The sequence below is a fragment of the Phytopseudomonas seleniipraecipitans genome, assembly GCF_900102335.1.
GTDB lineage: Bacteria > Pseudomonadota > Gammaproteobacteria > Pseudomonadales > Pseudomonadaceae > Aquipseudomonas > Aquipseudomonas seleniipraecipitans.
Map to the genome: position 1 here is coordinate 194,355 of NZ_FNBM01000007.1, position 13,164 is coordinate 207,518.

The following is a 13,164-nucleotide window of genomic DNA, read 5'->3' on the forward strand; positions in this document are numbered from 1 at the left end:
TTGTGGCTTAAAGATCAATCACGAAGGCTGGTTTAAAACACGTCTCTTCGCCGGGATAACCGCGGGGGTTTGAAATCACACGACACCCGTAAAACTCTGCATCGGTCGAGTCGTGCGTGTGGCCAAAAACCCAAACATCAGCCTTGGCCACGAGCTCCGGCCATTCATTTGCGTAGGCAGCACTCAGGTGATCTTCCCCCGCTATGCAAGCAAGCGGAGCGTGGTGCGTGATCACGGCTGTTTTGCCGTCAAATGGCCTCTCCAACTCAGTTGTTAGCCAGTCATAGGCGGCTCGGTTGCGCTGAATCAAATCAGCAGGCCGTAGCTTTCTGTAGCTGTCGCCAATCCGGATCCGCTTGTAATCGTTCATCTCAGCTTGAGCTACATGAGCTGCGGTCACCGGATCACCTGAAATCGAAAAGTCTGTCCACGCTGTGCAGCCTAAAATCCGTACCCCCTGGATAACAACCGCCTGGTTTTGCAGGAGGTGTACGTGGGGTGCTGCAGCAGCGTTCATCTTTTGCCAAGTCCGGTCGATGTGCCCGCTGTAGAACTCATGGTTACCTGCAATAAACACGACCGGGCACATGAATGCTTCGTTAGCCCATTGCACCGCCCGTACCCCCTTTCCAATATCACCAGCCAAAATCACTAGATCGACATCGATATTCGGGGGCTCAAAGCCCAAGCCGAACTCCAAATGGAGATCGGAATAAATCAAAACTCTCATACCAATCTGCGCCCGTCTCGATTCGCCGACTTAGGCATAAATTGCTCAATGCTCCCCTGGCGATGCGCGATGTATCGCAACATGAACAGAGACATCCCGCAAAGATGAATATATACATTTGTGAGGGATAACTCAAACGCGTCATACAGTCGGATTTGCGGGAATGCCACATGCTGCTCCGACAGGCCCTTGCTGATGCCCTGCTGTTGCTCAGGGCACACAAAGGGGTTACTCAGCGAAAGCTTGCTGTTGAGCTAGATCAGTCTCAGGTCAGCCGACTGGAACGAGCACAAAGCGCGGCCACGCTTGAATCAATTGAGCTGTTAGCCCAAGCGATGGAAATTCAGCCGCTCACATTGCTCACTCTCGTGTATGCCATCCGGGCAGGTTCGACTCCACACGAAGCGCTGAGGTTAGCCAGCGAGGAGCTCGATCAGCATGATTTCCTTGATGCTAAGGTTTCGTCACTGGTGCCTGCCCCTGTTCACCCGCTTACAGCCAGGGGACATGAAACCACTCGCGCAGTTTTGAAACTCAAAGGTCAGGGCCTTAGCCAGGCCGAGGTAGCGAGAAGACTCAATATCTCAACATCGACGGTTGGCCGACATTGGAACAGATCTGCAGAGTAAGAATTTCAGGAAGTAGATAAGCGAATGAATCGCGAAGAAGAACGATTAATTTGGGCCTGCGCGTTGGATTTATTCGCCGTGCCTGTTCTGCAGGGCTTTGTGCTCAGAAGCGTCGAGTACATCCAAAGAGATATGCGCGATTGCGATATCCCTCGCCTTGCTAGTCCAGAAGGCATGTCTGAAGTCGCAGGGCATCTGTTGGAAGATATCAAGCAAGGCAGGCGTGCACTTTTGCATGACTTCAGGTCATTCAATCGCGAGCATTTGCGAGCGCTGAAAGATATTCGGATTGCGATCGCGAGCGAGATCCTCAGACGAGTGCCTGATGATGAGCTCACTCCCCGCCTCCCTGAAATCAAGTTTCGGGTTGACTTGGGGCTCTAGGTCACAGCGCGCTTACAATAGTCGTCGCGAGGCACGAATCTCACCTGTCGAGGTAGTATCACGACCTTTCGCTCTGAGGCATCAGATGATCTCTTTCGACTTGAACACAAACGACGCGGAAGCCCTGCTCCGGCATTGCCTAGCCTTCAAGGCGTGCTCTCGCGACGCAAGAGAAGATCGCCGATTAGAGAGCGCTTTAGAGGAGCTTGCAGAAGCACTCAGGGCGCATCTTGCGCCTGATTCCGGACAAGAGTGATCGGGCGGTGGGCAGTTCTCAATCAACTGATTGGTTCGATTAGTGCCCTACCTTCGTTTCTAACACTGCCGACAGCACGGCTTACCGGGTACCACGTGAAATCCGCTACCGGCAGCGCGCGCTCCTGGAGCAGTTGATCAGCTCCTTTGGAGCCGATATCTGACAGCCACTGCCGGGCGTCTTCTTCGCCGAACACAACGGGGCGACGATCATGGACATCGAGCATGCCGCCCTCAGAGTCAGCCGTGATGATCCTGAATCCCTCATGCCCCCCAGGCTCGACGCCCGCCTCTGAGAACTGCCCAATGGCTGGCAGAAAGAGGGGCTCATCATCTGCGCGGCGGATGAAGTACGGCTGCTTCGTCTTCTCGCCGTCGACGACGCACCACTCGTACCAGCCGTCTACGCAGACTAGGGCACGGTGCGGCCAGATCTGCCGGAAGTACTTACTCCTAGCTGCCTTCTCCCGCGTCGCGTTGATGTCCCGCCGCGCCGGTTTGGCATCCCACGCTGGCGTCCATCCCCATTTCTCCGCAGTCCAGATGTAACCAGCGGCAGTCGGCCTAATTAGATCGACTTTCGAGTGCGGAGCCACGTTATAGCGCGCGATATCCTCTTCGGCCAGGCGGCTGAGCGGGCGCACATCCAGCCCCAATGAAGCCAGATACTTTTGAGCTGCCCGGTACTGAGCGAGTCGTCCACACATCTCGATTTCCTCTCGTCGGGATCAGATTGACCCGCTTTCGGGTCAACAGCAAAACTGTATATCTATACAGTAACGCCTGCTAACCATGAATACCTCAATTCGTCCCCGAGTCCAGTACGCCGAACTCCACTGCCTCAGCAATTTCAGTTTTCAGCGTGGCGCTTCGAGCGCCAGAGAACTCTTCGAGAAAGCAGGCCAGCTCGGCTATGAAGCACTGGCGATCACCGACGAGTGCTCACTGGGGGGCATCGTCCGAGCTTGGCAAGCAGCCAAGGAATACGGCGTCCGGCTGATCACAGGGACTGAGGTAAGAGTAGCCGACGGCCCTAAGCTCGTTCTGCTCGCTCAGAACTTGGCTGGCTATCAAAGGATCTGCGCACTCATCACAGTTGGCCGGCGCCGCAGCCCGAAGGGACAGTACGAGCTCAGCCGTGCAGACCTAAATGGTGATAACGAGGGGATTTTGGCTATCTGGATCCCAGACGCGAGCTGTGAGGTGCTACACGGCCAATGGTTGGCAGAGCGTTTTCCAGGGCGTAGCTGGATTGGCGCAGAGCTGCATAGAGATGCGGACGACGATCAGAAGCTCAAGGATTTGATCAGCCTGGGCGAAGCTCTTCAGATGCCCTTGGTGGCGACAGGTGATGTGCACATGCACGTGCGTGGGCGGCGTGCTCTGCAAGACACGATGACGGCCATCCGGCACCACTGCATCGTCGCAGAAGCAGGCCGACATCTGTTCCAGAATGGTGAGCGCCATTTACGCCCTATTCCCACCCTGGCCGACCTCTACCCATCAGACCTTTTAGCTCAGTCAGTACGTATCGCGTCGCTCTGTACGTTCGACCTAAGCGAGCTGAAATACGAGTACCCACATGAGGTAGTCCCTCAGGGAAAAACGCCAGCCGCCTGGTTGCGCGAGCTCACTTACGAAGGTGCTGCTTGGCGGTGGCCAGACGGAGTGTCGCCCAAGGCGAAAACCCAGATCGAAGCCGAGCTTCACTTGATCGAGGAGCTTCAGTACGAGAGCTACTTCCTGACCGTGCATGACATCGTTCGCTTTGCCAGGAGCCAAAACATCCTCTGCCAAGGGCGCGGCTCAGCAGCAAACTCCGCAGTCTGTTTCGCGCTGGGCATCACTGAGCTCGACCCAACACGCATGAGCATGCTGTTCGAGCGCTTCATCTCCAAAGAGCGTAACGAGCCACCAGATATCGACGTCGACTTCGAGCACGAGCGCCGTGAAGAAGTGATCCAGTACATCTTCAATCGCTACGGTCGAGAGCGTGCGGCTCTGACCGCCGTGGCCAGCACTTACCACTTTGCCGGCGCGATCCGAGATGTTGCGAAAGCGCTTGGTTGGCAGCCTGACCAAGTGACGACGTTAGCGAATTGCTGCGGACGCTGGAGCGATCAACTGCCACCTGATCAGCGTCTCCATGAAGCCGGGTTCGACCCGGAAAACAAACAGGTCAAGATGGTGCTTATCCTTACCGAGCAGCTCGTGGGTTTCCCCCGTCATCTATCTCAGCATCCAGGGGGCTTCGTGATCTGCGAACATCCCCTGTCCACGCTCGTCCCTGTCGAAAACGCGGCCATGAAAGACCGCACGATCATTCAATGGGATAAGGACGACATCGACGCATTGGGGCTCATGAAAGTCGATGTGCTGGCTCTGGGGATGCTCAGCGCTATCCGTCGCTGTCTCGATCTCCTGCGCCGCTACAACCGGCGAGATCTGACCCTGGCTACGATCCCACCCGAGGATGCTGCGACGTACCGGATGATCAGCAAGGCAGACACCTTGGGTGTGTTTCAGATCGAGTCACGAGCACAGATGTCGATGCTGCCGCGTTTGAAGCCAAAGACGTTCTACGACCTGGTGATCGAGGTGGCCATCGTGCGGCCCGGGCCGATTGTCGGCGACATGGTTCACCCCTACCTACGGCGCCGTAATGGTGAGGAAAAAGTCACCTACCCAAGTGACGAGCTGCGTGATGTCTTCGAGCGCACGCTGGGTGTACCGCTTTTCCAAGAACAGGTGATGCGTCTCGCGATTGTGGCTGCTGGGTATACGGCAGGTGAAGCGGATCAATTGAGGCGCTCCATGGCCGCCTGGAAGCGGCACGGTGGACTGGAACCGCACCAGATCCGGTTGCGCCAAGGCATGCTTGAACGAGGCTACAGCGAGGAGTTCGCGGCTCGCATCTTCGAGCAGATCAAGGGCTTTGGCAGTTATGGCTTTCCGGAGTCCCACGCGGCCAGTTTTGCGCTGCTCACATATGCCTCGTGCTGGCTCAAGTGCCATGAGCAGTCGGCGTACGCATGCGCGCTCATCAACAGCTGGCCCATGGGGTTCTACAGTCCCGACCAAGTTCTGCAGGATGCTCGCCGCCATGGTGTTGAGATCCGTCCTGTCGACGTAACTGTGAGCGATTGGGACTGCACTCTGGAAGCGCTGGATCGAAGGCTGCCGGCGCTGCGACTGGGTCTACGGATGGTCAGGGGACTGGCCGAAGCCGTGGGCAGAAGGATTCAGGCCGAACGGGAGGCGAAGTCGTTTGGAGGCGTTGGAGATCTCTGTCTGCGCGTGGGGCTCGATCACAAGGCACGCGAGCTCCTCGCGGAGGCCGATGCGCTGAAGCACCTAGCAGGTCATCGCCATGCAGCGCGTTGGGAAATCGCAGCGGTGCAGCAGCCACTGCCCCTGTTTGCGCAGGAGCCCGATGAAAAACCGGTAGCGATTCCGGAGCCAAGCGTCGTGGAAAACATGCACGCGGATTATGCGCGGACAGGCACGACCCTGGGGCCGCATCCGATGTCGTTACTCAGGGCCCAACTGAAGAGAATGCGTGCGAAGAGCTCGCGGGATTTGCGGGAGATGGGGGACTGCAATCATGTCACCGTGATTGGGATAGTGACCGGCAGGCAGCGGCCTTCAACGGCGAGCGGCGTGACTTTCGTGACGCTGGAAGACGAGTTCGGCATGACCAACGTCATCGTATGGAAAGACTTGGCCGAGCAGTATCGATCAGCCCTGGTGCATTCGAAGCTGCTCCAGGTGAAGGGTAAACTTGAGGATCAGGAGGGCGTGGTGCATTTGATCGCGGGGCATCTAGCGGACAGGAGCGACTTGCTGGAGGGGCTAGATGTGAGGAGTAGGAATTTTCACTAGACGCATGCGTATTAAGCCTTTGCTCACTACCTAAATCCGCCGGCAGGTGCCGGGCAGCAGCAGCCATTAAAAAGTATCGACTAGAACTAAGAACGATGAGCGAAGCCCCCGATGCTCTTATCTAAACACTCATGAGCTCCTGAACCTGATCGGCATCATTTCCCTCAAGATTTGGGAGGAAATACATCATATCGAAGTGAATGCGGCTTCGGCGATCATAGCCAGGCGCGAGTTTGTAGTCGGACAGGGCGCCCCATACGATGGCATGCAGCTCATCCCCATATCGCTGCGCGGCCAGGCGCCAGATAGCGCTTTTCAGATTATCGATCACGCGTTCCGAATCGCCCCTAGTGGCGCGGCCCCTTTCGTTAATTTTTTCTGAGCCTTTCGCGCGAATTTTAAAAAAATCTTGTCGTCGTTAAGAAAATCTAGCCAACAAAATTGAAAATCTTGGTAACCATCTGCCCCTCACACGTGATTACTAGTGGACATCATTACCCTTAGTGCCAGGGTGCTGATGGTGTCCGGCGTGATGAACGGGCTATTGTCCGGCACGGGAAACCATCACACGAAATTACTCGCCAGTGAGATCTGCTGTGCTCTTGATCTTTGTCTTCAAAGGTAAAGCAGTGCGGCCTGCGGCCTTAAGGCAGATCTCCCCCTTACCCCAGAGCTTAGCCCGTCGTTCAAGACCATGGAAACGCCCAGGAGCAAATGGCAAAAAAGCCTAAAAGCCTAGGTAAAACCGTGGAGTGTCTAGGACTGCCGTGCTCCGAGCTACGCTGCTTTTTCTTTGCTCTCAAATATATAAACTCCGTCGTCTTTAAAATTTTTTAGGGGGGAGTTAAAAAAGCCCCAAAAAATGACGGATCTCCGACGACCGGTGGCTTTGTCTGACACTACCCGAGAAATGTTCAGGATTTAGGTCTGATGCCACCACTGCCGCCAAGTCCAGCTCTCACCATTTTTCTCTGTGGTCGTGGGCAAAATATCGGCACATGAGAAGGAAGAATATGGAGCAGTCCGTGATGACCAATCCCCTCGTTACGCTGCCGCCCGAAGACGGGCGTGCGCAGGTGTCCGAGCTCGTGGAGCAGGCAAAGCGAGTTGCTGTCCGGTACCGACAACTAACTGGCAAGCCGCTAGGGATCACGGGAGAGATTGCTGAATGCGAAGCTGCTGCGATCCTTGGCTTGGATTTACATGCAGCACGTACAGCCGGCTATGACGCCACAGAGATGAGAGATGGGATCGCTGTCCGAGTGCAAATCAAAGGACGCGTGATTGGCAATCCGAAAAAAATCACTGGCCGTGTCGGCGCCATCGACCTCAGACAGCCTTTCGACGTCGTTCAGCTGGTTCTTTTGGACTGCGACTTTAACGCGTTCGCCATCTATGAAGCCGCAAGACCGGCTGTGGAGACTTTAATCACGAGGCCGGGCTCGAAAGCACGCAACGAGCGAGGGTCGGTTGGGATACCTCAATTCAAAGCGATCGCACGATTACGCTGGTCGCGCCCGTGAGCGCGGTCACCTTTAGCGGTTATCGCCAGCCAGCTTCATCACCCGATAGTCCTGAACCAAGACCAACTGTTTCATCATCTCGAAATCAGGGTGGTCACCCATGTGCTTTCGCAGCTCCTCGAAAGCACTGGTCGACAGGGCAATCGCGTATTTCCTCGTCTCACCTTGGGCTAGGTGGGGGATATTGAGCGCAATCGCATCGAAAAGCCCCTGCGCCGCCTCACGCTCAAGGCTCTGTACGCGCTCCTCACTAGGCGGAGTGAAGTCGAGCGTTGCCCGAATCATCCCCATCGCCATCTCGTTCAGTTCTCGGATCTGAACCCTGCTCGATTCCGAGAAAGGGATTGCTTCGTTGTGCGCAAGGTCGGTGAGGCCGCATAGCCGATCAATCTGGGCATGGATGTCACCTTTCTCCGTCGAGCCGCTCTTGTCATTTACCAGATACCTGAGCTGATCCAGCTCTTCAGCGATGGCCGCGACGATGGAAGCTTCCCAAGCTGAAGCCTGCTGGTTGAACATGTTCTACCTCCTGCCATGTGGACTGGCGATATTACGCTCACTGCGGGGCTTTCGGTAATTCGTGAGAGGCTTGTGTAGCTGCTAATTGGTAACGATCTCAACAGGCAGAAACCGGCCAAAAGCGGACGATCACAGAGGTTAGTAGGCATCACTAGAAGCCTATAGAATCCGGTGCGATTCAAAAAGTACTGCCTAAGACATCGCAGTGTGCGAGCCAGTATGACCACTAGAGCGAAAGCTCTTGTTAGCGTAAGGTTCAGCGTCGTCTTTGCCAACTTCTGCGCCCGCTTCAAACTCTTTACTTGTCGTCTCCATGCTAATTCCGTTTTGCAGATTGGTTATTACGTCGATGATACTCTTCTAGAGTTTGCGCGACCTCATCCCGTGTCTGTGACGGATCGTGCTTATAGAGCAGTGCAGCGAACTCGAAGCTGTTTAGGCCATTCACCCAAGGGCGATTGCTTCTAATTCGCTGCACTGGATCCGCCCCCATTTTCAATAAATGACTAAGTAGATTTGGTTCGGCCTTCAGGACTGCCACATTTAGCGCTGATGTACCTTCGCTATCGGGAGCATCAAGGGAACACCCATTAGCAATTTGTTTTTCAATAAGATAAATCACTTCATTTTTGTCGACGCCATTTAAGCTGTAAGCAGTAGCAGTGAATGCGACTATTGGTTCTTTTTTGCCTCTATAAATAATCGTGCATAGCTTTTCGGCGGTAGCTTCACTAAGTGTCTGCATTGCCTCTAGCTCACCGCCATGAACCCTCAAGCAAAAAATTGCAGCCATTGATGCCAGGCCGGTAGTAATCAGGCGCATATTGTCTCCAGAATTTTTGATCGACTTAGGTTCTGTACGAAAAGCACTGCCGTATACACCGTTACTTATTTCCTGTGCACTCAGAGTAGCAATAAGAATAAAGACTTAGGCAGAGCATAGAAAACAACTGACGGGACAATTGACAACACACCTGAACTTCCATTTCATCTATCAATCCTATTGCGTGAGGCGAGTATTTGCTGCTAAGCGGTTTTAGTAATTTAAAGCGTTGATGATGTCAATTTTAGTTTTTTCACCAAATAATCATTATCAAAGCTGATTTCCAAATAGCTGGCCTTCCAGTCCCAATGGCACTGGCCGAGCTCATATCCCAGAGACGTTGCCGCCGCTCGGTTAGGTTTTCCAAGGACTTCCAGAACTGCCGGCTTGTCAAGACCGGTAAGAATTTTACTTTCCATCAGATCCAAGGCCATGCCGCCGCGTATGCAACCAGGATCGTTCGTCAAAAACTTATTAGACCTTTCATTCCACTCTCTGGAGTTGAAAGTTTCAATTGGCTGATGCATTGCAGTAAAATTCAGATAAACTAAATACACAAGAGTTGTAATGATAGCGATAACAACTATTTTCAAGACCGCTTCTCCTCGCTATCCCGCTCGATCTTCAAATGTAGGCGCAAACCTAATCAGGGAAGAACATTTTGTAATTTTTGAGAGTCATTAACAGCATTAGCACCGCAACAGAAACGAACAATACTATACATAACAAAAACTGAACGGGCTTTTCTTTCCAATGGGTCGGTTGCACGCGTCCATAGTCACTAGGCGCGCCAGGCACGGTTTTCAGGGAAACACAAATAACTGCTGTTATTAGGGAAGCGAATGACATGCTTACACCGGAAACAAGAACCGAAACCTTGTACAGGTCGCCACTTGTAGCAGCAGCGATGACAACCGAAATCGCACTAACTATAATCGCCCAATACGATGCAGTTCTAACCAAGGCTCTGGATGAGCCAGATTGCTTGCTCGACATAATCGGCTGACTCCCTTCAACTAATTTATAAATAATCTATCCAATCATCTTGCCTGAAAAACAAGCTGGATTTATTTCATTCATACAATCCCCCCCTGCCACCACCAAAAGGGCTTCGAGCCCAGTAACTACCTTTGAAAAACAAATCGACTCACCCACAGACTTGCGCCGGTAGAGATCAATATGCCAATGATATAAATCAGAGCTACCATTTAGACTGATGTCCCTTGGCTAACTCAGCTTTTACCAGATAACAGCCGACAGTGAACCCAGGACAGCTAACATTCATAGCCTGCACCCTAGCTAGAAAATAAACACCGACGGCGAATACAAATACAATCACAGTGTAAAAACCATGCCAGCGCCACGCCGAGCGAGATTTTCTGTACCGCCCCTAATCGCCTTAGGTTCCGCAGATATCCTTATACCCCAAGGATAGTCTGCGCGGGTCGCTGCAAACTATCCGTTTGGGGCTGGTTTCTGCTGATCGCTAGCGGGTAGGAAGCTGCTCAAGCGTAGGCCGAGGCTTGACCATGCATAGCGACGGTCGAAGTCAGGCCGTCGCTAACGGCCAATAGTTGTCCATCGCAGGGCTGTATGGTGCCATACAAAAAAGCCCGCCATTAAGGCGGGCTTTCAGGTATCTCCAAAGGGAGCTGCGTGCCTACAAATTCTCGGAGCAAGCGGACGGGGTTCGACGGAATGCCCCTCTGCGGACACCAACCACCTGCCAGTGGCCGCAGGTCGCAATCGGCCACAAGCCGACTACCACAGGCAGACGACATGTAACTCGTATCGGTAGCAAGCGCAACTTACGAATCTAGAGACGACTCAAGAGCTACGCTGGAGGTACACATAGCGCCCTGTCCGATGCGTGCAAAGTCGCTCTATCGACCACTGCACTGCGCGAGTCAGCAGTTCCAAAGCTTCATCACACAGAACGAAATTTCACCCTAGATTTTGAACCGTGAGACGACCGTACGCAGTTCCCCCGCCAACCGGGACAGCTCTTCCGCAGTCAGGGCGTTCTCTTCGATTCCCTCTAACAACACGATGCTACCGTTACGAATCTCGGTGACATTGCGGTTGATGTCTTCCGACACCGCGTGTTGCTGAACGGCAGCACTGGCGATCTGGGTGTTCATGCCGACAATCAGTTCGACTTCATCATTGATAGCACCCAGGCTCCTTGATGCTTGATCGGCTGACTGTACGCACTCCTGCGCCCTGTCTTTGCCCGTTTTCATCTGTTCCACGGCCGCCGACATGGCCAACTGTAGCTCCTGAATAATGCGGCGGATTTCCTCGGTCGAACCCTGAGTGCGCGACGCCAGCGTTCGAACCTCGTCGGCGACCACCGCAAAACCACGGCCCTGCTCGCCAGCCCGCGCCGCCTCGATCGCCGCGTTTAAAGCCAACAGGTTGGTTTGATCAGCGATATTGCGGATGACTTCGATGACGCCACCGATTTCCTGGCTGTGTACCGCAAGGGCAGAGACCTTCTGCGAGCTGAGCTCGACCTCGTTGGCCAGGGCCTCAATGGTCTTACGGGTGCCCTGCATCACGGCAAGGCCATTGGTTGAAGCCTGGCTGGCTTGCCCGGCAGCACGTGCAGCACCTTCGGTGTTCTGGGCCACATCCGCGACGCTCGCGGTCATCTCGTTGATGGCAGTGGCAACCTGCTCGGTTTCACCCTGCTGAGCATTCATCGACTGCTTGGCACGCTCGATGGATGCGCCCATACGCAGTGACGCCTCAGATACCGCATGCGAGCTCTGCTCGACCTGAGCCAACGACGCGCGAAAGGCTTGAACCATGTTATTGAAACCTGTGCCCACGTCCGCCATTTCGTCTTTACCCTGCACCTGCACATGGGCGGTGAGATCACCCTGAGCAATCAGACGCGTAGCCGTCAGCACTTCCCCGATGGCTTTGCGCATGGAGCCGTAGATGCCACAAAAGACGTAAGCGAGCAGCAAGCCCATGAGCGTGAACATACCCAGAATGAACAGCCTTTCGGACATCCTGCTGTGGGCTCTTAGATCCAGGGCGGTCATCAACTCGTCCTGCAGGACATCCTGGGCTTTATACAAATCGGCGACCACTGCGTTTCCCTTGGCCACTACCCCTTGAACACCCATCACCCTGTCACCAGAAGAGCGAAGCATCACTTCGAGGTCACTACGGAAAGCGTCCAGTGCCTGCAAAGCGCTGGAGATCGGTAATTGAATCCTGTCGGCCAGGGCGGATTCCCTTCGGCGCAGGAGATTCAGGCTTTGTTCAAGCTCTTGGCGAACCTGCGCTTCCTGCTTGAGCAATGCCCTCAACGAGGAGCGGGTGCCGTCAGCCATGGGCTGGCCCTCCCGCAGGCCACTGGCCAACCCGCGGAGCTGCCCGACCACGTTAATCTGCCGTGGCAACCTCAAGGTACTTTGGTCGATCATGAACAACGACGCATAGTCTTCATCCAGCACCATCCCTGATGTGGCGCTCACGAAATAGACGAAATTTACGGTTTTACCAACCTGGTCGTTCCAGGCATCGAAAAGCTCGGCCTGGTCGGCATCCCCCTTGGCACGATCAATCAGTTGCTGCGCATCTGCACGCAGACGCTCCACACGGTCGCCCGTTTCGAGGGTCACGTTGAGCTGCCGATCCGTAGCTTGCAGTTTCGAGAAGGCCTCCTGCAGCTTTATCCGGTTGGCTGAAAGGTCGGCTTGCGCTGTTTGATCGCCACTGAGCAGCCGATTGGTGAGCGCGCGCTCCAACATCGACAAGCGAAGCACGGGCGTGACATCCATCAGATAGCTCTGGCCGACCTGCTCTGCGCGGATGCCCTCGATGCTGTTATTGATTTGCGTGAGAACTCGTAGACCAAGCAGCGTCAATGGAATCAGTACGATCACCGCGAGCAGTACGAATTTTGCCGGAAAGCGCAACCGGCTGGTTATATGGATGGCAGGAGCAAGGATGTTCATAGGTCTCACAGACCTCATAGGGTCGGCTTAGGATTTTGGTGGCGAGAACATTCAGTTTCTCAAGGGAGCTTTCCTTGCGCCCGGTCGGCGCGCCTTTTTGAACGGTAGCTCACCAGTAATGTCAGTAGGCCATTATCGGTATCGTGCGTAGGATTGATTGCAGTCCAATAAAGTTGCAACTTAATATTTCACTTGGCCGACGGACGTATTCTCTTCTTTCCCAGTGCGGCTTGATCTGGCTCGACCGCAGGCGGCAGTTACCCAAACTGGTACAGCAAAAGCTAGGACTCATCCCATCTCTCGGTGGCAAAATTCGGATAGAGGCATGTTGCTGTGCTCAGAAGGCAGGCTTGAAAGATGTCACAAAGACATCATCCAAAACACATAAAGAAACTCATCAGTGCAATAGATTTCTAAGACGGCTGACTAGCCCTCGGACAAACGA

At 54.2% G+C, this 13,164-nt stretch carries 11 protein-coding genes; 4 read left to right on the forward strand and 7 right to left on the reverse strand.

All coding sequences use genetic code 11. The annotated features are described in order from the left end of the window. Positions 1 to 7: 7 nt before the first annotated feature. Positions 8 to 730: a metallophosphoesterase gene (locus tag BLS60_RS15855; RefSeq protein WP_092369870.1), complete on the reverse strand. Its 723-nt coding sequence runs from the start codon at positions 728 to 730 to the stop codon at positions 8 to 10. 170 nt (positions 731 to 900) lie between these two features. Between BLS60_RS15855 and BLS60_RS15860 the strand changes: the two genes are divergently transcribed. Both BLS60_RS15860 and BLS60_RS15865 read left to right on the forward strand, forming a co-directional pair. After that, a complete protein-coding gene (locus tag BLS60_RS15860; protein WP_092369873.1) occupies positions 901 to 1,359 on the forward strand; it encodes a helix-turn-helix domain-containing protein in 459 nt (152 codons plus the stop codon). A 24-nt stretch (positions 1,360 to 1,383) separates the two neighbouring features. After that, complete coding sequence (locus tag BLS60_RS15865; protein WP_092369876.1) at positions 1,384 to 1,743, forward strand: hypothetical protein; 360 nt, start codon at positions 1,384 to 1,386, stop codon at positions 1,741 to 1,743. A 278-nt stretch (positions 1,744 to 2,021) separates the two neighbouring features. Here the strand turns inward: BLS60_RS15865 and BLS60_RS15870 are convergent, their stop codons facing one another. After that, a complete protein-coding gene (locus BLS60_RS15870; protein ID WP_092369879.1) occupies positions 2,022 to 2,705 on the reverse strand; it encodes an SOS response-associated peptidase family protein in 684 nt (227 codons plus the stop codon). A gap of 85 nt (positions 2,706 to 2,790) precedes the next feature. Here BLS60_RS15870 and BLS60_RS15875 point away from each other — a divergent pair, with 85 nt between their 5' ends. Next, a complete protein-coding gene (locus BLS60_RS15875; RefSeq protein ID WP_092369882.1) occupies positions 2,791 to 5,880 on the forward strand; it encodes an error-prone DNA polymerase in 3,090 nt (1,029 codons plus the stop codon). Between the two features lie 121 nt (positions 5,881 to 6,001). Here the strand turns inward: BLS60_RS15875 and BLS60_RS15880 are convergent, their stop codons facing one another. After that, positions 6,002 to 6,211, reverse strand: coding sequence for a hypothetical protein (locus tag BLS60_RS15880; RefSeq protein ID WP_092369885.1), 210 nt, complete (start codon positions 6,209 to 6,211; stop codon positions 6,002 to 6,004). Between the two features lie 697 nt (positions 6,212 to 6,908). Here BLS60_RS15880 and BLS60_RS15885 point away from each other — a divergent pair. Beyond that, on the forward strand, positions 6,909 to 7,403 hold the full coding sequence (locus BLS60_RS15885; RefSeq protein WP_092369995.1) for a hypothetical protein: 495 nt from the start codon (positions 6,909 to 6,911) through the stop codon (positions 7,401 to 7,403). Positions 7,404 to 7,415: 12 nt separating this feature from the next. Here BLS60_RS15885 and BLS60_RS15890 read toward each other — a convergent pair whose 3' ends face one another. The 4 genes from BLS60_RS15890 to BLS60_RS15900 form a co-directional block, all read right to left on the reverse strand. Beyond that, positions 7,416 to 7,922, reverse strand: a complete 507-nt coding sequence (locus tag BLS60_RS15890; protein ID WP_092369888.1) for a hypothetical protein — start codon at positions 7,920 to 7,922, stop codon at positions 7,416 to 7,418. A 316-nt stretch (positions 7,923 to 8,238) separates the two neighbouring features. Continuing rightward, positions 8,239 to 8,745: an ankyrin repeat domain-containing protein gene (locus BLS60_RS21375; protein WP_143024615.1), complete on the reverse strand. Its 507-nt coding sequence runs from the start codon at positions 8,743 to 8,745 to the stop codon at positions 8,239 to 8,241. 221 nt (positions 8,746 to 8,966) lie between these two features. Continuing rightward, entirely contained in the window at positions 8,967 to 9,338 is a 372-nt protein-coding gene (locus tag BLS60_RS15895; protein WP_092369891.1) for a hypothetical protein, read from the reverse strand. Between the two features lie 1,356 nt (positions 9,339 to 10,694). Continuing rightward, positions 10,695 to 12,719, reverse strand: coding sequence for a methyl-accepting chemotaxis protein (locus tag BLS60_RS15900; RefSeq protein WP_092369894.1), 2,025 nt, complete (start codon positions 12,717 to 12,719; stop codon positions 10,695 to 10,697). Between the last annotated feature and the right edge of the window lie 445 nt (positions 12,720 to 13,164).

Bases quoted from the DNA above. Each gene is read 5' to 3' on its own strand.
- BLS60_RS15875 (WP_092369882.1), top strand. From the start codon at position 2,791: ATGAATACCTCAATTCGTCCCCGAGTCCAGTACGCCGAACTCCACTGC.
- BLS60_RS15865 (WP_092369876.1), top strand. From the start codon at position 1,384: ATGAATCGCGAAGAAGAACGATTAATTTGGGCCTGCGCGTTGGATTTA.
- BLS60_RS15885 (WP_092369995.1), top strand. From the start codon at position 6,909: ATGACCAATCCCCTCGTTACGCTGCCGCCCGAAGACGGGCGTGCGCAG.
- BLS60_RS15855 (WP_092369870.1), bottom strand. From the start codon at position 730: ATGAGAGTTTTGATTTATTCCGATCTCCATTTGGAGTTCGGCTTGGGC.
- BLS60_RS21375 (WP_143024615.1), bottom strand. From the start codon at position 8,745: ATGCGCCTGATTACTACCGGCCTGGCATCAATGGCTGCAATTTTTTGC.
- BLS60_RS15860 (WP_092369873.1), top strand. From the start codon at position 901: ATGCTGCTCCGACAGGCCCTTGCTGATGCCCTGCTGTTGCTCAGGGCA.
- BLS60_RS15870 (WP_092369879.1), bottom strand. From the start codon at position 2,705: ATGTGTGGACGACTCGCTCAGTACCGGGCAGCTCAAAAGTATCTGGCT.
- BLS60_RS15900 (WP_092369894.1), bottom strand. From the start codon at position 12,719: ATGAACATCCTTGCTCCTGCCATCCATATAACCAGCCGGTTGCGCTTT.
- BLS60_RS15890 (WP_092369888.1), bottom strand. From the start codon at position 7,922: ATGTTCAACCAGCAGGCTTCAGCTTGGGAAGCTTCCATCGTCGCGGCC.